General features: G+C 75.1%; 21 protein-coding genes. 9 read left to right on the forward strand and 12 right to left on the reverse strand.

Translation table 11 applies throughout. The features are described 5' to 3' along the window. The first annotated feature begins 188 nt into the window (after positions 1-188). The 5 genes from KBZ10_RS09320 to KBZ10_RS09340 all read left to right on the forward strand — a co-directional run bounded on the left by KBZ10_RS09320 (position 189) and on the right by KBZ10_RS09340 (position 8,354). Complete coding sequence (locus tag KBZ10_RS09320) at positions 189-518, forward strand: multidrug efflux SMR transporter (protein ID WP_210987037.1); 330 nt, start codon at positions 189-191, stop codon at positions 516-518. Positions 519-1,291: 773 nt separating this feature from the next. Beyond that, positions 1,292-1,498, forward strand: coding sequence for a type A2 lantipeptide (locus tag KBZ10_RS09325; protein WP_210987038.1), 207 nt, complete (start codon positions 1,292-1,294; stop codon positions 1,496-1,498). A gap of 229 nt (positions 1,499-1,727) precedes the next feature. Continuing rightward, positions 1,728-2,534 carry an HlyD family efflux transporter periplasmic adaptor subunit gene (locus tag KBZ10_RS09330; RefSeq protein ID WP_210987135.1) on the forward strand — a complete coding sequence of 269 codons (807 nt, stop codon included), beginning with the start codon at positions 1,728-1,730 and terminating at the stop codon, positions 2,532-2,534. Between the two features lie 371 nt (positions 2,535-2,905). After that, on the forward strand, positions 2,906-5,023 hold the full coding sequence (locus KBZ10_RS09335) for an NHLP family bacteriocin export ABC transporter peptidase/permease/ATPase subunit (RefSeq protein ID WP_247702065.1): 2,118 nt from the start codon (positions 2,906-2,908) through the stop codon (positions 5,021-5,023). 1 nt (position 5,024) lies between these two features. After that, entirely contained in the window at positions 5,025-8,354 is a 3,330-nt protein-coding gene (locus tag KBZ10_RS09340) for an NHLP bacteriocin export ABC transporter permease/ATPase subunit (RefSeq protein ID WP_210987039.1), read from the forward strand. A gap of 144 nt (positions 8,355-8,498) precedes the next feature. Here the strand turns inward: KBZ10_RS09340 and KBZ10_RS09345 are convergent, their stop codons facing one another. The 7 genes from KBZ10_RS09345 to KBZ10_RS09375 all read right to left on the reverse strand — a co-directional run bounded on the left by KBZ10_RS09345 (position 8,499) and on the right by KBZ10_RS09375 (position 14,325). Continuing rightward, positions 8,499-9,332, reverse strand: coding sequence for a hypothetical protein (locus KBZ10_RS09345; RefSeq protein ID WP_307847307.1), 834 nt, complete (start codon positions 9,330-9,332; stop codon positions 8,499-8,501). A 98-nt stretch (positions 9,333-9,430) separates the two neighbouring features. Then, entirely contained in the window at positions 9,431-10,786 is a 1,356-nt protein-coding gene (locus KBZ10_RS09350) for a cytochrome P450 (protein WP_210987040.1), read from the reverse strand. After that, on the reverse strand, positions 10,783-11,910 hold the full coding sequence (locus KBZ10_RS09355; protein WP_210987041.1) for a serine hydrolase: 1,128 nt from the start codon (positions 11,908-11,910) through the stop codon (positions 10,783-10,785). The genes KBZ10_RS09350 and KBZ10_RS09355 overlap by 4 nt, the downstream gene beginning before the upstream one ends. Further along, positions 11,907-12,296 carry a hypothetical protein gene (locus tag KBZ10_RS09360; protein ID WP_210987042.1) on the reverse strand — a complete coding sequence of 130 codons (390 nt, stop codon included), beginning with the start codon at positions 12,294-12,296 and terminating at the stop codon, positions 11,907-11,909. The genes KBZ10_RS09355 and KBZ10_RS09360 overlap by 4 nt, the downstream gene beginning before the upstream one ends. Next, on the reverse strand, positions 12,293-12,571 hold the full coding sequence (locus tag KBZ10_RS09365; RefSeq protein ID WP_247702066.1) for a phosphopantetheine-binding protein: 279 nt from the start codon (positions 12,569-12,571) through the stop codon (positions 12,293-12,295). The genes KBZ10_RS09360 and KBZ10_RS09365 overlap by 4 nt, the downstream gene beginning before the upstream one ends. A gap of 117 nt (positions 12,572-12,688) precedes the next feature. Continuing rightward, positions 12,689-13,498 (reverse strand): SUMF1/EgtB/PvdO family nonheme iron enzyme, encoded by an 810-nt coding sequence (locus tag KBZ10_RS09370; RefSeq protein WP_210987043.1) that lies wholly within the window; start codon positions 13,496-13,498, stop codon positions 12,689-12,691. Next, positions 13,495-14,325, reverse strand: a complete 831-nt coding sequence (locus KBZ10_RS09375) for a formylglycine-generating enzyme family protein (protein ID WP_210987044.1) — start codon at positions 14,323-14,325, stop codon at positions 13,495-13,497. The genes KBZ10_RS09370 and KBZ10_RS09375 overlap by 4 nt, the downstream gene beginning before the upstream one ends. Before the next feature lie 368 nt (positions 14,326-14,693). On the opposite strand from KBZ10_RS09375, the gene KBZ10_RS09380 reads away from it, so the two are divergent. The 3 genes from KBZ10_RS09380 to KBZ10_RS09390 all read left to right on the forward strand — a co-directional run bounded on the left by KBZ10_RS09380 (position 14,694) and on the right by KBZ10_RS09390 (position 17,661). Next, positions 14,694-15,647 (forward strand): LLM class flavin-dependent oxidoreductase, encoded by a 954-nt coding sequence (locus KBZ10_RS09380; protein ID WP_210987045.1) that lies wholly within the window; start codon positions 14,694-14,696, stop codon positions 15,645-15,647. Between the two features lie 330 nt (positions 15,648-15,977). After that, positions 15,978-16,598, forward strand: coding sequence for a hypothetical protein (locus tag KBZ10_RS09385; protein ID WP_210987046.1), 621 nt, complete (start codon positions 15,978-15,980; stop codon positions 16,596-16,598). Continuing rightward, positions 16,585-17,661 carry a ThiF family adenylyltransferase gene (locus tag KBZ10_RS09390; RefSeq protein ID WP_210987047.1) on the forward strand — a complete coding sequence of 359 codons (1,077 nt, stop codon included), beginning with the start codon at positions 16,585-16,587 and terminating at the stop codon, positions 17,659-17,661. Before KBZ10_RS09385 ends, KBZ10_RS09390 begins: the two co-directional genes overlap by 14 nt. A 114-nt stretch (positions 17,662-17,775) precedes the next feature. On the opposite strand, the gene KBZ10_RS09395 is transcribed toward KBZ10_RS09390, so the two are convergent. Together KBZ10_RS09395 and KBZ10_RS09400 are read right to left on the reverse strand one after the other, a co-directional pair. After that, positions 17,776-19,356: an AMP-binding protein gene (locus KBZ10_RS09395; RefSeq protein ID WP_210987048.1), complete on the reverse strand. Its 1,581-nt coding sequence runs from the start codon at positions 19,354-19,356 to the stop codon at positions 17,776-17,778. Further along, positions 19,353-20,513, reverse strand: coding sequence for a GNAT family N-acetyltransferase (locus KBZ10_RS09400; RefSeq protein WP_210987049.1), 1,161 nt, complete (start codon positions 20,511-20,513; stop codon positions 19,353-19,355). Before KBZ10_RS09400 ends, KBZ10_RS09395 begins: the two co-directional genes overlap by 4 nt. Positions 20,514-20,695: 182 nt before the next feature. Here KBZ10_RS09400 and KBZ10_RS09405 point away from each other — a divergent pair, with 182 nt between their 5' ends. After that, positions 20,696-22,003 (forward strand): acetyl-CoA carboxylase biotin carboxylase subunit family protein, encoded by a 1,308-nt coding sequence (locus KBZ10_RS09405; protein ID WP_210987050.1) that lies wholly within the window; start codon positions 20,696-20,698, stop codon positions 22,001-22,003. 58 nt (positions 22,004-22,061) lie between these two features. Here KBZ10_RS09405 and KBZ10_RS09410 read toward each other — a convergent pair whose 3' ends face one another. Genes KBZ10_RS09410 through glmS form a run of 3 tightly spaced genes read right to left on the reverse strand, consistent with a single transcriptional unit; the run spans position 22,062 to position 25,184 of the window. Beyond that, entirely contained in the window at positions 22,062-23,357 is a 1,296-nt protein-coding gene (locus tag KBZ10_RS09410) for a glutamate mutase L (protein WP_210987051.1), read from the reverse strand. Further along, positions 23,354-24,754, reverse strand: coding sequence for a hypothetical protein (locus tag KBZ10_RS09415; protein ID WP_210987052.1), 1,401 nt, complete (start codon positions 24,752-24,754; stop codon positions 23,354-23,356). Before KBZ10_RS09415 ends, KBZ10_RS09410 begins: the two co-directional genes overlap by 4 nt. Beyond that, the gene (gene glmS, locus KBZ10_RS09420) at positions 24,738-25,184 is read right to left on the reverse strand and encodes a methylaspartate mutase subunit S (protein ID WP_210987053.1); all 447 of its coding nucleotides are present in this window, start codon (positions 25,182-25,184) and stop codon (positions 24,738-24,740) included. Before glmS ends, KBZ10_RS09415 begins: the two co-directional genes overlap by 17 nt.

The following is a 25,184-nucleotide window of genomic DNA, read 5'->3' on the forward strand; positions in this document are numbered from 1 at the left end:
GCGGGTCCCCCGCCGGCCGCAGGCACGCCCGCGGACCGCCCCCGAGGCCGGCGCCGCCGGACGCCCGGCCCGTACGCCACGTCCGGGGTGCCGCACCGGGGCCCCGCCGCCCGGGCCCGGCCGGACCCCGGCCGCCCCGCGCGTTACTGTGCACGTCGGAGCGGGTCTGCCACGGAGGAGGAATCGTCATGGGTGCGGCGCTGCTGGTTGCGGCTGCGATCGTCTCCGAGGTGGTCGCCACCCTGGCGCTGCGCGCCTCGAACGGCTTCAGCCGGCTCGGCCCCTCGGCCGTGGTGGTCGCCGGGTATCTGCTCGCCTTCGTGCTCCTCGCCCAGGCGCTCAAGACCCTCAACGTGGGCCCGGTGTACGCGATCTGGTCCGGGGTGGGAACGGTGGGGGCGTTCGCCGGCGGCGTCGTGCTCTTCGGTGAGGAGGCCCGCGCCACGACACTGATCGGCGTCGGGCTGGTGATCGCCGGGGTCTTGGTGATGAACCTCGGCGGTGGCCTGAGGCACTGACGGCGGTACGGGAACGGGCACGGGTACGGATACGAGTACGGGCGCGGCCGGGAGCCGGCCGGGAGCCGGCCGGGCCCCGCCGTCCCCGGCCCCCGCCCGGGGGAGGCCCTTTCGCGCCGGCCCGTCGTTCCGCGCCGCCCGTGCCTCCGCGCGCCTGGTCCCTTCTCGTCCGCCCGCCCCCGCCCCCGCCCCGGGGAAGCGGCACCGGCGCGCCGCGTCGCGCGTACCGGAAAGGTGGCGCTCAACCGGCGAACGGCCGGAACGGCGCCTACGGCGAAAGGGGAGAGGGACCGGGCATATCCGATACGGGCGGCGCGACGCAGAAAGCCGGCGCTCCGGTTCTTTCCCCGCGGGTTCTCGTGTCGGAGCATGTCGCATTCGGCCGGTCCTGCACACCGTTTTCGCAGAAGCGGCACAGGACGGAGTGTGGAGCCGCTTTTCGCCGAATCGGTGCAAGAGCCGGAGGCGTTCGGTCCGGTTTGTTCCCGCCGGGGCGGCCGGCCCGGGTGGCCGGGCAGTGGATCGTGTGAAGGAGCCGTCACCATCCCGTGCCCGGCCTGCGGCGCCGCCCGCCGGGCCGGCCCGGCGGGCCCCCTGCCGCGGTGGCCCGCCGGCCGCGTGACGTGCTTTCATCTGGCGGTACGCGGAAGCTGTTGAAAAATGGTTCCCGGGTAAAGGGGCAGCTGACGCCCCCTCAACCGGCCGGTTTTCGTCCCCCTTGAACCGGCCGGTGTGATGCAGAAACACCCAGCAGAAATTGAAGGGAAGCCCAAGTGCGCAACGACTTCACCCCCCAGGTCGAGACCCGCGAGATCGACGACGCCGACCTGGACACCGTGTCCGGCGGCATCGGCGTCAACGTCGCCCCGGTTCTGGGCGCCGTCGACTCCGTCGCCCCGCTCTCCGAGGGCCTGGGTCTCGTGCAGGACGTCACCGGCCTGCCCACCGGCCAGGTCACCGGCCTCGTCGCGGGTCTCTGATCCGGACGTCCGCTGTCCGGCCCTGAACGGCCGGAGTGTTGTACGGCCCCCCGGTTTGGCTGAGACCGGAAAGGGCTGACCATGGGCCCCGGAATTCCCCTTCCGGGGCCCATGCATGCCGTCGGCCGGGTGGTCGCCGGCTGCCGTCACCGCAGGTCGGCGGCCATGTTACGGTCATGCGCCACCGCGTCGGCGCGCCCGACATCTTCGCAGGCGAGGGATGGAGACCGTGCAGTTCCGCCAGAAGGCGCTGTCCAAGCTGCAGTCGCCCGAAGAGCTCGACATCCCGGTGCGTTTCGCACGGCCGCAGGGCCTGCTCGTGCTGGTGGTCACGCTCGTCGTGATGGCGGGGGCGGCGTTCTGGGCCGTGACCGGTTCCGTGTCGTCCCGGCTGGAATCACCCGGGGTCCTCACCCGGGCCCAGGGCAGCTACGTCCTGCAGAGCCCCTTCGCCGGGCAGGTCACCGAGGTCCTCGCCCGCGAGGGCGACCGTCTGCCCGCCAAGGCGCCCGTGCTGTCCGTCACCACGGACCGGGGCACCCGCGCCATCCGCACCCTGGAGGCCGGCCGGGTCACCGCGCTCGTCGCCGAGACCGGCTCGGTCATCACCCCCGGCGCCCAGGTGGCCACCGTCGAACGCGTCAAGGACCCCGGTGAGCCGCTGGTGGCCATGCTGTACGTCCCCGGCGGCAAGGGCTCGCCCGTGCCGGTGGGCGCCCGCGTCGACCTCACCGTCCAGTCCGCGCCCGCCCAGCAGTTCGGCGTGCTGAAGGGGCGTGTCAAGACCGTCGGCCGGGTGCCGCAGACCGCGCAGCGCATCGCGGGCTTCCTCGGCAGCGCCGAACTGGCCGAGCGGTTCTCCGCCGACGGCCCGGCCGTGGCCGTCCTCGTCGAGCTGGAACGGTCCGCCGGGACCCCGTCGGGCTACGCCTGGTCGCGGAAGGACGGCCCGCCGTTCCGGATCGAGTCCACCACCCCGGTGAGCGGGGCCATCCACCTCGACCCCGAACGCCCCATCGACTGGCTGCTGCCGTGAACACCCCGTACGAGACCGGCCCCGTGACGGGCCCCACGACCGAACCCGCGGCCCCCGCCGGGCCCCTGGCCGCTCCGCCCGCCGGAACACCCGCTCCCGCCGCGGATCCCGTGCCCGCCGCGGATCCCGTGCCGGCCGGGGATCCCGCGCCCGCCGAGCCCGCGGCCCCGGCTCCCCGGTCCTCCGGGGGGACCGCCGCCCCCCGGGCGCAGCCCCCGGGGCACGGCCGGCGCCGCGCGGACCGCGCCCGCCGCGAACCACCGCCGGGCCGGGGCCGCGGCAGGGGAGACCGCAGGCAGCCCCGGGGCGGCGGGCGGAAGCAGCGGCGGACGCGCGCGCCGAAGAGCGTCCGCAGCCCCGTCGTCCTGCAGATGGAAGCCGTGGAGTGCGGCGCCGCCTCCCTGGCCATGGTGCTCGGCCACCACGGCAGGCACGTCCCGCTGGAGGAGCTCCGCATCGCCTGCGGCGTCTCCCGCGACGGCTCCCGCGCCAGCAATCTCCTCAAGGCCGCACGGAGTTACGGCCTCACGGCCAAGGGCATGCAGATGGAGCCCGCCGCCCTCGCCGAGGTGCGGGCCCCGGCCATCCTCTTCTGGGAGTTCAATCACTACGTGGTCTACGAGGGGACGGTGCGCCGCTTCGGCCGCCGCATGATCCGCATCAACGACCCCGCCCGCGGCCGCCGTTATGTCTCCCCGGAGGACTTCGACACCAGCTTCACCGGCGTCGTCCTCGTCTTCGAACCCGGTGCGGGCTTCCGCCGCGGCGGGCGCAGGCCGGGCGTCCTCGGCGCCATGCCGGTACGGCTCCGCGGTACCAGCGGCACCCTGCTGGCCGCGCTGGTCGCCAGCTTCCTGCTCGTCCTCGTCGGAGCCGCCGTCCCCGCCCTCAGCCGTACCTATATCGACATGTTCCTTTTCGGGGACCAGACCTCGCTGCTCGGCGTCCTCTTCGCCGCCATGGGCACGATGGTGGTCCTCACCGCCGTCCTCACCGGACTGCAGCAGGCCAACCTGCTGCGCGGGCGCATCATCTCCTCCACCCTCAGCAGCGCCCGCTTCCTGCGCCACCTCCTCCGGCTGCCGGTCACCTTCTACTCCCAGCGCAACCCGGCCGACCTCGTCCAGCGGCTGCAGTCCAACGACACCGTCGCCGAGACCCTGGCCCGGGACCTCGCCGCCGCCGGGGTCGACGTCGTCGTCGTGGTGCTCTACGCCGTGCTGCTGTGGAGCTACGATCCGCAGCTCACGGTCGTCGGCATCGGCATCGCCCTGCTCAACGTGGTCGCCCTGCGCGTCGTGATGCATCTGCGCTCCGTCGGCACCCAGAAGCTGCGCGCCGACAGCGCCCGGCTCACCAACACCTCGTACAGCGGCCTCCAGCTGATCGAGACCATGAAGGCCACCGGCGGCGAGAGCGGCTGGTTCCGCCGCTGGGCCGGGCAGCACGCCACCACCCTCGACACCCAGCAGCGGCTCGGCGTGCCCAGCGCCTTCCTGGCCGTCGTCGCCCCCACCCTCGCCACCCTCAACAGCGCCCTGATCCTCCTCATCGGCGGGCAGCGGGCCGTGGAGGGCGCCGTCTCCATCGGCCTGCTCGTCGCCTTCCAGGCCCTGGTCACCAATTTCACCGCGCCCCTGACCCGGCTCAACGGCGTCGCCGGCCGGCTCCAGGACTTCACGGCCGACGTGGCCCGGCTCAAGGACGTCGAGAGCTTTCCCGCGGACTCCCTCTACACCCGGCGCGAACCGCCCGCCAGCACCAAGCGGCTCCGCGGCCACGTCACCCTGGAGAACGTCACCTTCGGCTACAGCCCGCTCGACAAGCCGCTGCTCAGCGGCTTCTCCCTGGAGGTCGGGCCCGGCCGCCAGGTCGCCCTCGTGGGCGGCTCCGGCAGCGGCAAGTCCACCGTCTCCCGGCTGATCTCCGGCCTCTACCAGCCCTGGGAGGGCGTCATCCGCATCGACGGGCAGCGGCTGGACGAGATCCCGCGCAGCGCGCTGTCCGCCTCCGTCTCCTTCGTCGACCAGGACGTCTTCCTCTTCGAGGGAACCGTCCGCGACAACGTGGCGCTCTGGGACCCCTCCATCCCGGAGGAGGCCGTCGTCGCGGCGCTCAAGGACGCCGCGGTGTACGACATCGTCGCCCGCCGCCCCGGCGGCATCCACAGCCGCGTCGAACAGGACGGCCGCAACTTCTCCGGCGGGCAGCGGCAGCGGCTGGAGATCGCCCGCGCGCTCGTCCGCCGCCCCAGCGTCCTCGTCCTCGACGAGGTGACCAGCGCCCTCGACGCCGAGACCGAACAGGTCATCATCGACAACCTGCGGCGGCGCGGCTGCGCCTGCGTCGTCATCGCGCACCGGCTGAGCACCGTGCGGGACAGCGACGAGATCGTCGTCCTCGACCGCGGCACCGTCGTGGAACGCGGCCGGCACGAGGAACTGGCCGCCGCCGGCGGGGCGTACGCCGCACTGGTCAGGGAGCACTGACATGTCATCCGCCCACCCGCCGTCCGACGGCTCCGCCCTCACCGCCACGGGCGCCCTCCCGGCCCTCGGCCCCGGCCCGGCCGGAGCCGGCGGCTATGAGACCGGTGCACACGGCGCGTACCCGTCCGGCGACACCTACGACGGCAACGACACCCACGACGGCAACGACACCCACGACGGCTACGGGACCCACGACGGCTACGGGACCGTCGCCGGGACACCCGGAGCCGGCCCGGCGGCCGCGGCGTCCCCCGCCGATGTGGTCGTCGCCGCCCTGGGCGGTCTCGGCACTCCCGTCGACCGCACCGCCGCCCGCAGCCTCGACCTCGAAGGCCCGCAGGTGCTGTGGCTGGTCACGGCCGGAGCCATGGACCTCTTCGCCGTCGACGCCGGCCGACAGGGCCACTGGCACTTCCTCGGCCGCCTGGAGACCGGCACGCTGCTGCTCGGACCCGCCGGCGGCCCCCGGCACACCCTCGTCGGCCGGCCGCTCCAGGAGTGCGTGCTGCGCCGCATCCAGCTCCGCGAACTCCACCGCCCCGGGCCGGACGGCCACGGGACGCACGAACCGTATGACGGGCGGTCCGGGCAGGGCGGCGGCAGCGGCCCCTACAGCCCCTACGGCGGATACGGCCAGTACGGCCACCCCGGCGAGCAGTACGGGCCGCACGACCCCTACGGCGCGCCGTACGACGGCGGGTACGGCGAGCCGTACCCGGATCCGTACGGCGGGTGGCAGGACGGCGGCCCGTACGACCCGTACGGCACCCCGTGGACGCACCCCGCGCACGAGCCGGTCCTCAGCCCCCTGGACGACGCCTTCGCCCGCGGCTACGGCCGCAGCCTGCGCGTCCTCTTCGAGGCGCCCTTCGACGGCCAGCCGCTGACCGCGCAGCCGTCCGACGAGGACGCGCCCGACGACGGCCCCGGGGCGGGCGCCGCGCACGACGCGGCCGGGACCGGCGACGAGAACATCCTGTGGATGTCCATGGCCCCCGGCAGCGTCCAGTACGGCTCCGCCTACGGCGCCGACACCGCCGCCGACCTCCTCATCGACGGCGCGCTGTGGCAGGACATGGTCAACCAGCAGACCCGGCTGCTGTCCGCCCTCGACCGCTGGATCGAACGGCTGGAACGCGCCCACGAGGACCGCACCGCCGCCGGCATCCAGGCCGGCGAGGCCGAACGGGAACGCGCCGACCAGGCCCTGCTGAACTCCATCGGCCGGCCGCGCCGCCGCGGCGCCCCGTCCGGCGCGGACGCCGGCACGGCGGACGCCGCCCTCGCCGTCTGCCGCAGGGTCGCCGCCGCGGCCCGCATCCCCGTGACCGACCCCGACACCGGCGGCGCGTCCGGCGGCAGACTCGACCCCGTCGAGCGCATCGCGCTCAGCTCCGGTTTCCGCACTCGCGACGTCCGTCTCACCGGCAGCTGGTGGCGCGACAACTCCGGCCCGCTGGTCGGCTACCGGTCCGGCGACGGCGAACCGGTGGCGCTGCTGTGGCGCCGCGGCCGCTACGAGGCCGTGGACGCCGTGAGCGGCGAACGGTGGCGCGTCGGCAGGGACAACGCGGCCGAGTTCGACGAACGCGCCGTGATGTTCTACCGGCCGCTGCCCGACGAGCCCCTGCCCGCCTGGCGGCTGCTGCTGTTCAGCCTCCGCGGAACCCGCTCCGACCTGCGCCATCTGGCACTGGGCGGCCTCGTCGCCGTCGGCCTGGGCGCGCTGGTGCCCCTCGCCACCGGGCAGGTCCTCGGGGTCTACGTCCCGGCCGCCGAGAACGGCCTGATCGTCCAGGTCTCCCTGGCGCTGATCGTCACCGCGGTGGTCGCCGCCGTGTTCATGCTGCTGCAGAACACCGCCATTCTCCGCATGGAGGGCCGCGTCGAGGCCACCCTGCAACCCGCCGTCTGGGACCGGCTGTTGCGCCTGCCGACCCGGTTCTTCGCCCAGCGCTCCACGGGCGAGCTGGCGAGCGCCGCGATGGGCATCAGCTCCATCCGCCGGGTGCTGTCCGGGATCAGCTCCGTGCTCGTCCAAGCCGGCACGGTCGGTGCCGTCAACCTCGTGCTGCTGCTGCTGTTCAGCGTCAAGCTGGCGGTGGTGGCCGTCGCCATGCTCCTCGTCATCGCCGCGCTCTTCCTCGGCCTCGGACTGTGGCAACTGCGCTGGCAGCGGCGGCTGGTCGTGCTCGGCAACAAGCTCAACAACCAGGCGTTCCAGACGCTGCGCGGGCTCCCCAAGCTGCGCGTCGCCGCCGCCGAGAGCTTCGCCTACGCCGCCTGGGCCCGCGAGTTCGCCCGCAGCCGCGAACTCCAGCAGCGCGTCGGCCGGATCAAGAACCTCATCACCGTCCTCAACGCGGTCTACCTGCCGCTCTGCACCCTCATCATGTTCATGCTGCTCGCCGGTCCGGCCCGCGGCTCCCTCTCGCCGAGCGGTTTCCTCACCTTCAACACCGCCGTGACGATGCTGCTCAGCTCGGTCACCCAGCTCACCGGCGCGCTCATCTCAGCCGCCGCCGTCCTGCCGATGTTCGAACAGGTCCGGCCGGTATTCCGGGAACTGCCGGAGGTCCGCGGCGGCTCCACCCGGCCCGGGGAACTCTCCGGCGCCCTGGAGGCCCGGCAGCTCTCCTTCCGCTACACCGAGGACGGGCCGCTCGTCCTGGACGACGTCTCCTTCCGGGTGGCACCGGGCGAGTTCGTCGCCGTCGTGGGCGCCAGCGGCTGCGGCAAGTCCACCCTGCTCCGCCTGCTCATCGGCTTCGACCGGCCCGCCTCCGGCGAGGTGCTCTACGACGGGCAGGACCTGGCCGCCCTCGACCAGGCCGCCGTCCGCCGCCAGTGCGGTGTCGTGCTGCAGAACGCGCAGCCCTTCTCCGGATCGATCCTCGACTGCATCCGCGGCGCCGAGAACTTCTCCCTGGAGGAGGCGTGGGAGGCCGCCCGCCTCGCCGGGCTGGCCGAGGACATCCAGCGGATGCCGATGGGCATGCACACCGTGCTCTCCGACGGCGGCGGCACCGTCTCCGGCGGGCAGCGGCAGCGGCTGATGATCGCCCAGGCGCTGATCCGCCGGCCGAGGATCCTCTTCTTCGACGAGGCGACCAGCGCACTCGACAACGAGACGCAGCGCATCGTCACGGAGAGCACCCGCGAACTCAACGCCACCCGCGTCGTCATCGCCCACCGGCTCTCCACCGTCATGGACGCCGACCGTGTCGTCGTCCTGGCGGAGGGCCGTGTCGTGCAGCAGGGCCGCCCGGCCGAGCTGCTCGCCGACACCACCGGCCTCTTCCACGAACTGGTCCGCCGCCAGATCCATTGAACGGCGCCCGCTGAGGTGAATTGGCGCCCCCCGCGGGGGCACCCGGCGTCCACGGCGGAGCGCCCGTGCCACCACGGGCCGGAGCGGCGGCGGTGGCGGTGGCGGTGGCACGAACGGTGCCCGGGTGGGGCCGGTGCCCTCCGGTCAGCCGCCGCAGCCGACGCGCTCCGTGCTGAGAGCCAGGTCGTCCAAGCCCACGTCATAGCGGGACGGCGCCGGGTTCCCCTGGTAGAGCTGCCAGCCGAACTTCACCGTGTCGAACTCCGGGAAGACGAAGTCCACGTCGGCGCCGTCGTGATGCCGGGTGTCGACGGTGAGGTCCGGCTGCGCCTCGCCGTCGAACCACACCTCGATGCGGTTGTCCGAGGCGTCCATCCGCCATTCCGCGCAGATCCAGGTCCCGGCGCGGGCCGGGGCCGACTCCCGCCAGGCCGTCCAGTCGCCGGTCGGGCCGCCGTCCGAGCCGACGCCCCACAGATTCCGGCCGGCCGGGGGGACGTACTGGCCACCGAGCGGGCGGATGAGGCCGGGGCCGCGGCCGGTCGCCTCCACCATCGTCCAGTGCGCCCAGTCGGGGGCGGTGGGGAAGGCCGCGACGCGCAGCCGGGCCCGGCCCCAGAAGCTGTTGCCGGGCGGCCTGAGGCCGCCGGCCACCAGGAAGGCCCGGCCGTTGCCCTCGGTACGGATCCGCAGATACCGCCCGCCGGGGCCGCCGGGTGGGTGGGGCTTCACGGTGAGGGTGCCGCGCTCCGTGTCGGCCGTCCAGCGGCCGCCGCCGGCGGAACCGGGCCGCCGGGACTCGAAGTCCTCGCAGAACAGCAGCGGGACGCTCTCCCGTGCGCAGGTGCTCCCGGCGGGGCGGTGGTGGCCGAGGCCCTTCCCGGGGCCGTGCGCCCCGGCCGCGGGGGCCGCCGGAGTGGCGGACGACAGTGACAGCAGGGCCGCGAGCGCGGCCGTCAGCGCGCTTCTTCTCAACACGTACAGGCTCCTCGTGGGGGCGGTGGGGGTGAAGGATGTGCCTGGTGCGTGCGCCGGGGTCCATCCTGCCCGGCCGGCGGCGCCCGCGACACAGGGCCTCAGCCCGCCGGCAGTCCCCGCACCCCGTGCACCGCGACGGGCACACCGCCCCGGGGCCACATCGTCGCCACCCCGGTCGGCCGGACCGGCCCTCCGGCGGGGGACAGCTCCGTTCGGCGCACGGTTTCCGCGAGCAGGGCCCGGAGTTCCAGCTCGGCGAAGGCGAAGCCGATGCACCGCCGGTAGCCGCCGCCGAACGGCACGAAGCTGTAGGGGACCGGCTCGCGGTAGCCGGGTGCGGAGGCGTCCCACCGCTCCGGGCGGAAAGCCAGCGGATCCGGCCACAACTCCGGCAGGCGGTGCGTCACATACGGGGAGTAGAGCACCAGGGAGCCCCGGTCCACCACGTGGCCCGCGAAGGTGAAGCTCTCCACGGCGGTACGCCCGGTGAGGACCCCCGGTGTGTAGAGCCGCAGGATCTCCGAGACGGTCCAGCCGAGGTAGCGCATCGCGTCGAGGTGACCGGCGGTGAGGGGGGCGTCCCCGGCGACGGACGCCACCTCCGCCCGCACCCGGGCGTGCACCTCCGGACGCGTGAGGAGGGCGTGGACGGCCCAGCCGGCCGCGGAGCTGCTGGAGTCGTAGCCGGACGCGATGAGGCTGATGACCTGGTCCCGCACCTCCGGGTCGGAGAGCTGGTCGCCGGTGTGGTCGCAGGAGGCGAGCAGCGCGTCGAGCACGTCGCCCCGGTCCTCCGGCTCGGCCCGCCGCCGGGCGATCTCCGCGCGGACGAGGCGGTCGACCCGGCCGCGGGCCGCCATCGCCCGCCGGAAGGCGGTCCCCGGAAGGGCGTGGTCGAAGCGGAGGAACGGCGACCGGTTGATGTACCGCAGGGCCCGCTCCAGATCGCGGCCGATCACGTCGGTGTGCGCCTCCAGCCGGTCCCCGAAGAGCGAACGGACGGCGATCCGGCGGATGCAGGAGCGCGCCTCGGTGAAGGCGTCGACGGTCTGTCCCGGCCGCCACCCTCCGATCATGCGGTGGATCTCCTCCAGCATGACGGGGAGACAGCCGCGGATCCGCCGCTGCGCGAAGGCCGGCTGGACCAGGGAGCGCCGCCGCCGGTGCTCCTCCCCGTCGCTGACGACCATGGCGCAGGAGCCGACCACCGGGATGAGCAGGCTGAGCACGTCACGGGAGAGGAACCTGGGGTTCCGGGGAGAGTCGCTGAGCAGCAGCCGGTTGGCCTCGGCGCCGAACAGCAGCACGTAGCGGCGGCTGCCGAAGCCGAAGGCGCACACCGGCCCGTAGCGGCGGCGCAGTTCGAGCAGGGCGCCGTAGGGCGCGCCCAGCAGGCCCCTGAGATAACGGACATGGCCCAGCGGGCCCGGCCCGGGCAGCCGGCCCGCCGTCACCGCGCACCGCCCGGGCCGGGGGACGCCCCGGCGGAGACCGGCAGCCGGGGTATGCCCAGATCGTCGTAGAGGGCGCGGACCAGTGCGTAGCGCCGGGCGAAGGTCTTCACATCGTCCAGCCGGCCGTTCCAGTAGACGGCGGCCACGAGGTCGAAGAGCGGATCCACCAGCAGGACGGAGGTGTTGCCGCCGGCGTGGCCGAAGGTCCGGGCCGAGCAGCGGCGTCCGAAGAGCGAGGGCAGGGTCATGACGCCGAGCCCGTACGGGAAGTCGGTGTCGCAGACGGAGCGGTGGGCGGAGCCGGGCCAGTGCGTGGAGGTCAGCGCCTCCGCGCCGGCCGGCCCGATGACGGGAACGCCGTGGTGCCGCCCCTTGGCCAGCAGCAGTTCCCCGACGGTGCGGAGATCCCGCATGGGGCCCCACACCCCGACACCGGGGAGGGGCAGGGCTCCGGCCAGCCTCATCCGCTCCAGCCCCGTCCGCTGGTCCTCGGCGGCGGTGACCGTGACCTGCCGTTGGGCGGGGACCTCCGGGCGGCCCAGGGTCGCGGAGAGACCGAGCCGCCGGCACAGCGACCGGTGGCTGTTGCCCGGCGGCCCGCCGTCGAGGGCGTTGAGGATCCGGTCCAGGACGAACCAGTTGGCCACCGGGTTGTAGATCATCGCCGTGCCGGGCGGGACCCGGGGCGCCGCCGAGCAGATCACCGCCCAGATCAGCGCGTCCACCTCCTCCCAGGACGCCGACGCCGCGTCACCGGGATCGGCCGACCACACCGGGTCGGGTACTCCGGTGGTGTGTGTCAGCAGATCGCGGACCCGCACCTCCTCCCTGCCCTCCCCGGCGAACTCCGGCAGCACCTCCGCGACGCGGGTGTCGAGATCGAGGGCGCCGGCCTCCCAGGCGATCGCGAAGGCGACGGCGCCCAGTGGCTTGGCGGAACAGGTCCAGGGGACGCAGGTGTCACCGGTCATCGGGTCACCGGAGCCGTTGCCGCCGACCGCGAGCTCCGCGGCGACTCCCCGGTGGGAGACGGAGAGCTGGACCCCCGTCTCCAGACCGCGGCCGATCTCCGCGTCGAACAGCCGCCGCACGGCGCTCAGTTCCGGCCCGGCGACGGCAGTCATGAGGCCCGCCCCCCGGTGCCGGCGTCCGGCCGGAGCAGGGCGTAGACGTCATGGAGCGTCGCGCTGTCCCAGCGGGCGAGGAGCTCCGCCTCCGCCTCCGGACCGAGCCCGTGGCACGCCTGGACGTCGTCGAGCCAGGCCAGCACGGCGAAGTCGCCGACGGGGACGCTGCCCAGCGCGGTCGCGCCGGACGGCGGTGCGCCGGTGCCGCCGGACAGGGGGCGGATGAACTCGTCGAAGGCCGGGAGGCCCCGGTGTGCGGGGGAGTCCTGCTCCGGCCCGGCGACCCCCGGAGGAGGGGCGCCGCCCGGAGGAGAGGCGTCCGCCGGGGAGGCGGGGTCCGGGACGGCGGGCACCCGCGCGGCGGGGGAGCGGTGCGCGCTCACGGCCGCAGCACCATGGAGAGCACGGCGGTCTCCAGGGCCGCCGGGCTCGCGAAGGTCTCCCGCACGAGCAGTTCCTCGGGGAATCGCGCGCCGAAGGCCTCCTCCACCGCGAGGACCAGTTCGATGGCCGACATCGAGTCGAGGCCGAGATCCGGCAGGGAGACCGCCGCCGGGTCGGCGTCCCGCGGAATGCCCCGCATCCGGGGCAGATGGCGCTCCAGGAGATCCCGGAGCGTGGCGGACACCGTCGCCGGTGTCCGTTCGGTGGCGACCATGGAACCCCCCGGGCTCGCGCGGCGTCTGCGGTGGCGGACCGTACGGCCCGCCTGCCGCACCGGACATCGCCGATGCTAGGAGGCGCGACGGTCACCGCGGGAGAAACCGGGGCATGTTCACGCGAACGGCCGAGCGCGCCCGCAGTCGTGCGCGCCTCCCGCGCCTCTGCGGCGCTTCTCCGGCCCGGGTCCGGCGGCCTCGCACAGCACCCGGAAACCGATGTACGGCACGGTGCTCAGCTCGTCCGCGGTGAAGACCGCCGCGTTCTCGAAGCTCTCCGGGTTGCGCACCGTGTAGGCCCCGCCTTTGACCACGCGCGAGCCGGGCACGGTCCCGTCCGGGAAGCCGGGAGCCGGCAGGGCGTCCGCGCACCACTCGAAGACGTTGCCGGTCATGTCGCGCAGCCCGAAGCCGTTGGCCGCCGTCGCCCCGGCGGGCCGGGGACCGGACGCCGGCGGCGCGTACACGGCCCGGTCGAAGGCGTCGCCGAGCGCCCACCGCAGCCCGTCCGGCCCGGCCGCGGCGTACTGCCACTCCGCGGCGGACGGGAGCCGGCAGAACCGCCCGGACCGCGCGCCGAGCCAGGCGCAGTAGGCCCGGGCGCCGTGCCAGGTCACCCAGGTCGCCGGCAGGTCCGGGTCGCCGTCGGGGACGACGGCGCCCGCCGGGGTGCGCCGCAGGCCCGTGCCGGGCTCCGCGGGGAAGCCGTGGAGGCGGGGAGCCGGCGCGGCGCGGAGTCCCCGGTCGGTCAGAGAGCGCCAGTACTGGCCCGCCGTCACGGGAACCACGGTGAGCCCGAAGCCCTCCGTGTGCCCCGCTCCCGCGCCGCCGGGGAAGGGCACCGGCAGCCGCCCGCCCGGCACCTCGGCGAAGACCGGCAGACCGGCGGCGGGGCCGGGGGCGCCGGCGGCGGGGGAGCGGGTCATCGGGACCGGGCCACCCGGAAGCCGTAGACCTCGCACCGGGTGTCCTCGTGGGCCGCCATGCGCCGCGCGGGGGCGCACGCCTCCGGCGGATCGGCGAACGAGCCGCCCCGCACCACGCGGAAGGCGCCTCGCGGTGCGCCCCGGGGGTCGCGGAGCGGTCCGGGCCCGTAGGGGCCGTACCGGTCGTGGCACCACTCGCGGACGTTGCCCAGCATCTCGAACAGACCGGCGGCGTCCGGCGGCAGGGAGGCCACCGGGACGGGCGCGGGCCGGCCCGGGAGGAAGGCGCCGGCCGCGTGCTCGCCCGCCCGCAGCCGGCGGCACCGCGGGCCGGCGGCGCCGGAGTTGCAGTCGTCCGGGTCCGGGGCGGTGCTGGCCGGGTGCCCTTCCCGGCAGGCCGCCTCCCACTCGGCCTCGGTCGGCAGCCGGTAGCCGTCCCGGTCGGCGGTGCCCGTGCGGGACGGACCACCGTAGACCGGGCGGAGCCCCTCGGTGCGCGAGAGCCAGTCGCAATAGGCGGCCGCGCCCCGGTAGCTGATCTGGATCATGGGATACCGGGCGCAGCCGGGCCGGAGCGCGAATCCGTCCGCGCGGTGGACGACGAAGCACGGGTCGAGGCAGTCGATCAGCAGATGGTCCGCCCGGTGCGGCGCGTCGCGGAGGAAGGCGTGGAAGTCCCCGGCGCTGACACAGCGGTCGGCCAGCCGGTAGGGGCCGATCTCGACCTCGTGCGGCGGCTGTTCGCGCGCGGTGTGGTCCGGTGAGCCGACGGTGAGCCGGCGTCCGGGGAAGTCGACCAGGGTGAAGTCCCGGTGCTGGGTCGGCACGGCGTACTCCCGGTGCGGTGGGGCGGACTGACGGGGGACCGGCCGCCGCGGGGCCGGTGCGGAGGGCCGGAGGCTACCCGGGGGCACACGGCGCGAAGCGGGGAGGGCCCCGGCGGTCAGATGTGCGAGCCCCCCGCCGGTGCTCCCCGGACGGCTCCCGCCTGCACCCGGGAGGGGGACGGCGTCCTTGTCCGGCGCGCGGTGGCGGGGGCACGCTTCCGTGGTGCCGCCGGCCACTCCGGTGCGCGGCGGCAGTGAGCAGGGCGCCGGTGACGGATCCCGGCGCGCCGTCCCTCCCGCGGAGCCGCCGCGCCCGCGGAGGACGCGTGCCCGCATCCGGGCCGGCCGGAGCGTGAGGAGCGCCGCACATGCCGACCGACTGGACTTCGCTGAGCTTCATCATCCCGCCGCACTCGGAGAGCTTCGGGCTCGGCCCCAGGCTCCGGCCGCAGACCTATCTGCAGCGGTTGACGGGCCATCTGGACGCGGCGGAACGGGCAGGGCTGACGGGGGCTTTCGTCTACGACTTCCCGGTCGCCATGGACCCGTGGCTGGCCGCCTTCGACGTCCTCGTCCACTCCGCGCGGCTCCAGCCGGTCGTCGCGGTCCGCCCCCACCAGGAGAGTGCCGGGGCGGTGGCCCGGCGCGCGGCGGACCTCGCCCACCGCTTCGGGCGCCCCACGCACGTCAACGTGGTCGCCGGGGCCACCCGGTCCTCCCGCGCGCCCGGTGATCTCGGCGACCGCGTGGCGGCGCGGCGGCGCCTGGCCTCGTTCGCGGGGGAGGTGCGGGAGGAACTGGCGCGGCGGCTGGGGCCGGACAGCGGACGGCCGCTGGTCTTCACCCCCTCCTCGTCCACCCCCGGTGTCGTCCCCGCGGACTGTGTCCTCCTCATGGCCCGGCCCCGGGACCGGCTCGTCCGGGACATCGCCCGGATCCGCGCCGAGCAGGGCACGGACCGGATCGCCATGCTGGTGGGGCTGGTGGTCCGGGAGACGGAGGAGCAGGCATGGGAGGCGGCGGCGGAACTCCACCCGCCCGACCGGCGCCAGGAGATCGCGGGCCGGATGTTCACCGCCCAGGTGGTCTCCAGTGAGCACACCGCCGGTTACGCCCTCGCCCGCGAACGGGACGTCCACGACGAGCGGTTGTGGTACGGGGCGCCGGCGCGCGGGATCGACGCCCCCAAGCTCGTCGGCTCGGCCGGGCAGGTGGCCGGGTGGCTGCGGTCGTGTGCCGGCGCCGGCGTCACGGACCTCATCGTGGACCTGCCGTCCGCTCCGGACGAGTTCAGCCGTATCGGCCCGGTGCTGGGCGGCTGAGGCGCGCCGGGGCCGGGGGGAACGGCGCCCGCGCCTCAGCGGGACGACAGCGGCGCGGCCCGCCGCTCTCCCGGTCCGGGATGTGTCTCCCGCGCAGCGACATACGGCCGAACGGGTTAAATGCCGACCGGACGCATTGACCCCCTCGCGGGCGCCCAACACCATAACTGCGTGATCCCGCCGCGCTTTTGCGGGCGGCCGGTCACCAGCGAAGGAACGCCCTGCGGTATTCCGGAACGGATGTCCCCGCGCCCTTTCCGGGGCGGGGTTTTCTCATGAGCCGCACCTCCTCCTCCGGTACCGCCCCGAACAGACACGGAGGACGAGGAAATGTCGTACTGCTATGTACTGCAGTTCAACCTCGCACAGCGCGGAGAAGAGGCCAGGGAATACCTCCTCGAAGCGGCCCGCACCTGGCCCCGGCTGTGGGGAAGCATTCCCGGAGTCACCGGGACCCTTCTGCTGTCCAACGCCCTCGCCCTGGGAGGGGAGTTCGAATACCAGTGGCGGGTGGACATCGAATCGCTGGACACCCTCTCCCGGATCGACCGCACCATCGCCTCCGGCGAGAACGGCTGGCGTGAGGCCACGCGGGAGTGGTTCCGCAACCGCACGGACGCGGAGGCGTATGTGTGCGACTACATCGGCGAGAGCGGGACGTACTGCCGGGAACACCCGGGCACCGATGCGGCCATCCATCTGATCGTCCGCCCGTCCGGTGGGGGCTCGGGCGCGGAGACGGCCTCCTCGGCCCGCCTGCGGCAGGAGGGCGTCGTCTCGGTCCGCGTGCTCCGGCCGGTGCTGGGCAGGGTCGCCTCGGGCGAGATCTGGGTCCGGCTGGCAGGGCTCCACAGCCTCGACGAAGTGGTCCCCGCCACCAGCGCGATCGGCCCGAGCCTGGTGTTCGGCGAGATCCGCGAGGTCGACGGGGCCTTCTTTGCGGGAGCATGACGGCCGCGGGGCGGACCCGCGGGACGCGACCGCGGGCTCGCGGAGCCGGTACGCGCTCGTCGAGCGTGTCGCGGCGCTCGCACCCGCGGACTGCTCGGTGCTCCGGGACCGGTATGCCGTCGTCGTCGGCTGCGGGGCCCTCGGCTCGGCCGTGGCCGAGCACCTCGTCCGCGGCGGCGTGGGGCGGGTCGGTGTCGTGGACCGCGACGTGGTGGAGCCGCGCAACCTGGCCCACCAGGTGCTCTACACCGAGCGGGACGCCGCCGCCGGACGGCTCAAGGCCGAGGCGGCGGCCAGACGCCTGCGCACCCTCAACGCGGGCTGCGCGGTCGAGGGGGTCGTGGCGGACTGCGCACCGGACAACGTCCTCCGGCTGACCGCCGGGGCCGATGTCGTCGTGGACGGCGTGGACAACGTCGAGTCCAAGCTGCTGCTCAACGACGCCGCCGTCGCGAACGGCACGCCCCTGGTCCACGGCGGCTGCGCCGGCACGGAGGGAGCGGTCCTGGCGGTCCTGCCCGGAGTCACGCACTGCCTGCGCTGCCTGTGGCCGGAACCGGGCGGGGCGGCGGCCCGGCGGACCTGCGAAACCCGCGGCCTGCTGCCCGGAACGGCCGCCGTGGTGGCGGCACTCCAGGCCACGGAGGCGCTGAAGCTGCTGCTCGGCCTGGGGGCGGACGCCCTCTCCGGCCTGGTGCGCATCGACACCTGGGACGCGGCGCTGCGCCGCGTCCCGCTGCCTCCGTTCGCGGCCGTCTCGGGTTCCTGCCCGGCCTGCGGGAAGCGCGACTTCGGCTATCTGCGCGGCCGGCACACCACGGCGGCGCGGGAGTTGTGCGGCGAGGACACCGTGCTGCTGAGCGCCCCGGCCGGGGGCCTCGACCTGGAATGCCTGCGCGAGCGGCACCGCGGCAACGCGACGCTGCGGGCCCGGCCGGGCTGTGTGCAGCTCGACGTCGACGGCTGCCGCATCGTGGCGTTCTCCAGCGGCAGGACGCTGATCCACGGCGCCGGCGGGATGAACCGGGCCAGGGCCCTCTACGCCCGGCATGTGAGCGGCTGAACGCGCTTCCCCGGCCGGCACACCGGACGGCCCCACGGGGACGGCCACGGGGACGGCCACGGGGACGGCCACGGCGGCGGCCCCGGCCGCTCCCGGGCCGCCTGCCGCCCCGGCTCACCCCAGCCGCCGCGCCACGGTCTCGGCGACCGCCCGCCGGTCGATCTTCCCCTGGTTCCCGGTCGCCGGCAGCGAGTCCTCCGCCAGCAGGTGGCGGGGCACCATGTGGGTGGGCAGATGCTCCTTCAGAAAGGCGCGGAACGCCTGCTCGTCGACGCGCCGGGCGGTGGTGTAGACGAGCGCGATGTCCGCGCCGGTCTCGGGGTTCGCCACGCCGGACGCCGCACACGCCTCCACCCCGGGGAAGCGGACGGCGACCTCCTCCACCTCGGTCGGACTGACCCGGAATCCCGACGTCTTGATCATCGCGTCGCGCCGGCCGACGAAGTACAGATAGCCGTCGGCGTCCCGGGTGACGATGTCCCCGCTGAAGACCACCGTCTCCCCCGGGTGCCGCGGCAGGGTGCGGAACCGCCGCGCGGTCTCCTCCGGCGCGTTCCAGTAGCCCTTGGCGACGCATCCGCCGCGGTGGACGAGCTCGCCGCGCTCCCCGGGTGCCACCTCCCGCAAGCGCTCGTCCAGGACCAGGATCTCGACGTCCGGAACGGCCCGCCCGATGGAGCCCGGACGCCGGGACAGCTCCCCGGGCTCCAGCCAGGTGGACCGGAACGCCTCGGTCAGCCCGTACATCAGCACGATCTCCGCCCGGGGGAAGACCGAGCCCAGCTGCCCGAGCATCCGCTCGGGGACGGGACCGCCCGAACTGGTGACGCAGCGGACCGAGGACAGATCGGCCTCCGGCCGGCCGCGCAGCAGCCGCGGGTCGAACATGCGCGTGACGATCACCGGCATGACGGGGAGCACGGTGACGCGCTCCCCGGCGAGGAACCGGAACAGGCTGCGGGGGAAGACCAGTTCGTGCAGACAGAGCCGGGCCCCGGTGAGCAGCGACTGCCAGAGCTGGTTCAGTCCGTAGTCGAAGTTCAGGGACAGCACACAGCCGATGCGGTCCTCGGCCCGGGTCCCGAGATAGCGGGCGGTGATGTGCGCGCCGTGCCAGAGGTTCCGGTGCGTCACCATGATGCCCTTGGGGCGGCCCGTCGAGCCCGAGGAGTAGATGATCGCGGCCAGGTCCTCCCCGATGGCCCGCTGCGGCACCGGAGTACCGGCGTGGAGCGTGCGCAGGTGGGGGAGGACCCGGGCCGGGACGCCGTCCGGTGCCCCGGCGGGCCCGGATCCGTACAGCAGCGGCAGCCGGGGCGCGGCGCGGCGCAGTTCGTCCGCCCGGGCCCCGTCCGTGACCGCCGTGCGCATCCCGGAGTCGGCCACCAGGTGCGCGATGTTGTCGCGCTTGAGACCGGGCAGGACCGGCACGAGAACGGCGTCGGCGAGCAGGACGCCGAGGATTCCCACCACCTGGTCCACCGACTTCGCCATGCAGACGCCGACCCGGTCGCCCCGGGCCACGCCCTCGGCGCGGAGCGCGGCGGCGGTGGCGAGCGCCGCCGCGCGCAGCTCCGCGAAGCCCAGCGCGGCGGATCCGCCGCTGACCGCGACGGCGTCGCCGAACCGCTCCGCCGCGTCGTGCACCAGGGAGTGCACCGTGAACATCTGATGGCTGTCCCGGCGACTGGTCACAGCACGGCCTCCTGTCCGAAGAACGGCTTCCACGCGTCGGTGCGCAGCGCCGCGGCGACGGCCGGCGAACTGCCGGCGAGGGACGCCCGGAATGCCGCGTTGTGCGCGACGACCTCGGCGTCCCGCCCCCGGAGCGGGCTGCGGGGGGAGAGGTCGAGCAGCCACAGCGGCCGGAGCCGGGCTCCGCGCAGCGCCTTCCCGGCGGGCGTGGCGATCCCCGCGTGCAGCCGGCGCACGCCCGGCAGCCGCGCCGGCAGGTGGTAGGCCAGGTTGAAGTACTCCGCCGCCCCCCGCAGCCGGTCGTAGTCGAAGCCGACCGCGCGCAGGTACACCGTGGTGCCGTCGCGCACGAACAGGCAGCAGCCGGCCGGCGGTTCGCCCTCCGCCGCGCACAGCAGCACCTCCGCCCGCTCACCGGCCAGCTCGCCGTGGCGGCGGAACGCCTCGATGTACGCGGCGGGGTCGGCGGGGATGCCGTGGCGGTGTTCGGTGCGGGCGGCCAGCCGCCCGACGTCGGCGTACACCTCGGACAGGACCCGGTGCTCGACCCGGTACCCCGCCCGTTCGAACTTCCGTGCCTCACCGCGTACCCGCCGCAGCCGGTGGCGGGAGCCCAGCGACTCCAGCCAGGCCTCCCAGCCGCCCGGCGGGATGTCGATCCAGGCGTCGGCGGCCAGCGCCACCGGCATCGTGCGCACCCCGGCGGCACGGAGCGCCAGGACGTCGGGTGTGGTGAAGTACAGCGCCACACGGGCCGGTCCGGCCACGGCGTCGGGGAGCGAGCGGACCGCGTCGAGCAGCTCCGCCGCCGCGCGCTCCCGGTCGGCGCCCGGCGTGGTGAGCAGATGCGCGAGATAGCCCCGGCGCTGGCCGACCAGCAGCCCCCGCCCGGGCGGCGCGGGCAGCCCCCGGCCGGCCAGCAGCCGGTCCCAGCGCAGATGCGGGTTGGCCGGGTCCCCGACGGCCGCGACGGGCACGGCCGCGCGACCGCCCCCCGGCAGCTCCGTGTGGAGCGCGCCGGACAGCGCGCCCGGCTCCAGCGCGCACAGCCGCAGCCAGAACGACGAGGAGTAGAAACGACGCCCGGCCAGTTCGTCCCACAGCTCCGGGCGGAGGCCGCCGAACGGATCGGCGAAACAGTCGGGTTCCCGCTTCACTCCGGCTCCTCGGGGTGCGCTCGGTGCGGCAAGGTGAGAGCGCCCGGGGACCGGCGCGGCGTACGCGGCGCACGCGCCGGCCCCGCGGAACGCGCAGGGCGTGGAAAGCAGGGCGTGGAAAGGTGACGCGACGGGACGGAAAACGCGGAGAACGCCCGGTAAGGAATCCTAGTATGCGGGCCATGAACGCATCGCGGAACAACGGAAATGGCCGCTACCTACTGGTGTTCGGGGCTGCGACAACTCTGCGGGAAAGGGCGGCCGTTGCGGCGCTCCGTGTTTTCGACGGTCCCGTGGTGACCGTTTCCCCCACCCGCAACGCACCGGCGTCGAAATTCTTCGATCACACGATCATCGGTGATTTCAGCGATCCGGTGTCGGTGCTGCGCGCCACCCGGGAATTCGAGCGGGAGACGGGGATGACACCGGCCGGTGCCGTCCCCTTCTTCGATCCCAGTCTGCTCGCCGGCCGGGCCGTCGCGGACCACTACGGCCTCCCCTGTCTCCCCCGGGACGCGGTGGAGGACTCCTCGATCAACAAGAACCGGATGAAGGACCGTCTGCTGGCGGCCGGCGTCGCCACCCCCCGGTACACCCTCGTCCGCGACGCCGCCGATGTGCGCAAGGCCATCGGCGAGTTCGGCCTGCCCTGCGTGATCAAGCCCTCCGCGTTCGGCGGCAGCCTCGGCGTACGCCTGATCACCGGGGAGCACGAGGCGGCCGGCGCCCACGCGTACGTCCGGCGGATCATCGAGGAGGCCTCCCGGGTCTTCACCGTGCCCAACCGCTCCGTCCAGGTCGAGGAGTTCTGCGCGCTGAGCGAGGAGGTCTCCGTCGAGGTCCTCAACCACCACGACCGGCGGGCCGTCCTCGCCGTCACCGACAAGACCCTGGGCCCCCGGCCGTACTTCGCCGAGACCGGCCACCGGGTGCCCAGTGTCTTCTCCGGCCGCCGGGACGTCCGGGAGCTGGCCGTGCGCGCCTGCGCCGCCATCGGTCTGGACCACGGTATGGCCCATGTCGAACTCCGGCTGGAGGACGGGAAGCAGCCGCAGGTCATCGAGGTCGGCGCGCGGACGGCCGGGGACGGCATCCCCGACCTGGTGGAACGGGTGTACGGGGTGTCCCCGTACGAGCTGCACATCCGCTCCTACCTGGAGCGGCTCGGTGAGTTCCCGGAGCCGGGCGCGCCCTCGGGCACCGCCGCCCTCGCCGTCCTCAAGGCGCCCCCGGGGCGGATCGCCGGGATTCTGGCCCCGGACCGGGTCGACCCGGCGGTGCGCCACTACGCGGTGTTCGCCGCCCCGGGCGCCGAGTCCGGGGCCACGCAGGCCGACTTCCGCGACCGGGAGGGCTATGTGGAGTGTTTCTGGCCGGACGCGCCCCCCGAGTCCGTGCCGCCGCTGGCGCACCTGGGCATCGCGGAGGACCTGGCCGCGCGGATCTTCCGCATGGCCGGCGGAGGGGCCGGGGACGCGCGGTCCGGCTGAGCCGGGGACACGGTCTCCACCGCCCTCCTCCGCCCCGTCCCGGCCGCCCGCCCTCCGGTCACCCGCCCCGCTCCGCCCCGCGCGTCGGCGCCTGCGGCGGCTGCGCCTCCCCCGCGGCGCCGGGCGGTACGGCCAGCAGGCCGCGCGCCCACAGCCGGTACCCGCGGTCGAAGCGCACGCCCCACCGCGCGCCCGGCACACCGCAGGCGGCGGCCAGCACCCGGCGCACGGCGGCGCCCGGCGCCCCCGCCCAGGCGCCGCCGGTGACGAGGACACCGGTGGCGCCCGGGCCCGGGCGCAGCCGGTCCGGCCCCGCCGGGTCGAAGAGCCGCCGCACCGCGAGATACAGGCAGGCCAGAAAGGCGCCCGGCGGAGCCAGCGCGTCGCCGGTTCCCTCGCAGAGAGCGTGGTACAGCGCACGCGGGCGGTCCGGCGCCACCGCCGCGGCCAGCTCCAGCAGCCCGGGGTCGGCGGCGAGCCGCTGCCGCAGCGCGGGCAGGGAGCCGGCGACCCCGAGATCGGTGAACACCCGCCGGGCGACGGACTCCCCGGGCGCCACCCGGGCCGCCCCGGGCGCGCGCAGTTCGGCGCAGTGGAACACGTCGGTGGTCGCGCCGCCCACGTCCACGATCAGGAACGGCGCCGTGACGGCGGCCGGGGAGCGCCCGCCGGCCAGCCGCTCCGCGGCCAGCCCGACCACCGCGGGCGTCGGCCACACGGGCACCTCCGTCATGCCGTCCAGGGCGCGCAGCCCCTTGCGGTCCGCGAGGTCGCCGACGTGGATGCCGTGGATCACCTCGGCCAGCCCGCGCACCGACGGCCGGAGCCGCTCGTCCAGCACGTTGGCCGCCACCCGGTCCGGCCGCAGCGCGGCCAGGACGTCCGGTGCCGCGGCACCGGCCCAGACCAGCGTCTCGTGCCGGAAGGCTGCCGGCGGGGTGTGCTCCAGCGCCGCGCGCAGATGCCGCAGCGCGGCCCCGTCCACACCGCCGGCCACCACCAGGACGTCCACGGGCGGGAGCGCCGGGGGCGGCGGGCCGCTGCCCAGCAGCCGCTCGTAGAGGACATTGCCGCCCGCCGCGACGGCCGCCCGGGCCGCCGCCGCAGTGCTGTGACGGCGCGTCAGGCCCAGGATCCCCACCCGCAGCCCGCCGCCCGCCGAACTGCACACCCGCAGTCGGGGCGGGTCCGCGCCGCGGTGCCGCTCCCCGACCAGGGCCCGGACCTGCTCGCCGGGCGCGGTGTCCGGCCGCCGCGGCACGCTCTCCACCGCGCCCGGTCCGCCCGCGCCGCCGGTCTCGCAGACCTTCACCCGGGTGCTGCCGATGTCCACGAGCAGGGCCGGCCGGTTCACGCCAGGGTCCTGATGTCCCGGAGCAGCCGTTCCCACAACGGCTCCCCGCCCGGCTTCCGGGCCCCGAGCAGCGCCCGTTCGCGCCGCAGCTCGGCGGCCGGCAGCGGGACGCCGCCCGGGTCCACGATCCGGATGCGCCGGTCGGGACCACGGGCGGTGACGAGCCGGCCGGCGTTCTGCTCGTGCGGCGCGAACGGGACGTCGACGGCACCGGTGCGGACCGCCCGGTGCACGGCGGCGAGAAGGGACGGGCAGGGCTGGGCGAGCAGATGCTCCATGACGGCGGCCGCCTCGCCGCCGATGAGTTCCCGCTCCTCCTCGACGGCGCCCCCCGCGATCCCGCAGCCGCCGGGAACCATGTCGAGGACGTACCGCACCGCGCGGACGGCCTCCGCGTTGCTCTCCACCGCGGGGATCCCGGCGGCCTCACCGGGTGTCTTGACCACCACCTTGTCGGCCCCGGCGAGGCGGGCGACGGCCGCCGAGACGGCGATCAGCGGCCAGGCGCGCCAGGGTTCGCCGGGGAAGGGCCCCATCCACTGGTGGTACACCAGGCCCACCCGCACCGCGTCGAAGCCGTACCGGGCGAGAAGTCCGGCGGACATCCGCCGCAGCACCGCGGCCAGGGCGATGTCCTGCTCCACACTGCCGGTCTGCCCGAAGCTCACCGCGAAGGAGCGGACCCCCTGCTCGGCGGCGAGCAGCAGTTCGCAGAGCTGCACCACCACCGTGATCACCGGCGGGACCAGCGTGGCCGTCAGCGGGCCGAACGACTCCCGGTGCACCGGCGCGTCCGCCGGGCCCGCCGTCGCGCACAGCCGGTCCACGTACTGCCAGTGGGCCAGCGCCCGGTCGAGCGGGAACTCCCGGGCGTACGGCAGGGTGTAGCTCAGGCCGCCGCCCTCGATCTCCGTGATGCCCGAGGCCAGCGCGATCTCGGCGAGCAGCCGCGCGTCCGGCGTGCCGTGCCGCAGGCTCACCGGCCGGTCGACGCCCTCGAACAGCCGGCGGGTGGCCGCCACTCCATGGCTCACCAGGGGGTAGCCGTTGAGCAGGTCCCGGTCCCGTCTCAGCCCGGCCGCCAGCAGCGCGGACGCCGTCGCGTAGTCGTTGTGCCGGGTGTGGCTGTCGACGGTGAGCGGCAGGAAGTCGGCGCCCGCCTCGGCGAGGGCCAGCGTCAGGGCCCGCTGCCGGGCGAACGACGGGAATCCGCCGCGCGGCTGGACATAGGGGCGGGTGTGCGGCCGCCGGTAGGCCAGCGAGGCGAACCGGGAGCGGGGGAGGGAGGCCAGATGGGCGGCGGCGGTGGCCGGGTCCGGGCCGTCGTGGTGTCCGAGGAGCCGGGACCGCTCCTCCTCGATCCCGCCGGCGCACGCGCCGCTACTCGGCCGGGACACCGGCCAGATCCCTTCTCAGCGCGTCGAACACCGCCCGGAAACCCGGCGGCCGGTGGAACACGCGGTGGAAGCCGTAGCCGGTGAAGACCCGGACCACCTCCTCCGGCGGCCTCTCCCCGATCACCAGGTTCCCCCCGATGTACCGCGGGATCCCGGTCAGCCCCCGGCGCGCGAAGCACCGGCCGAACCCCGCGCAGGACTCCTCGCCCTCGCCGTTGACGGAGGCGACGAGGACGGCGCGCGCGCCGGTCTCCAGCACCGCGTCCGCGAAGTCTCCGGCGTCGTTGTTCGTGCCGAGGTCGTACGGGCGGAAGCCGTTCTCCGCCAGGCCGATGACCAGGATCCGGCTCGCGACCACATGGATGTCGTGGCCCACCAGGCCCAGCACGACACCGGGGCCGGCGCCCCGTCGCCCCGTGCCGCCGGACAC

The sequence above is a fragment of the Streptomyces sp. F63 genome (assembly GCF_018070345.1).
Classification (GTDB): Bacteria; Actinomycetota; Actinomycetes; order Streptomycetales; family Streptomycetaceae; genus Streptomyces.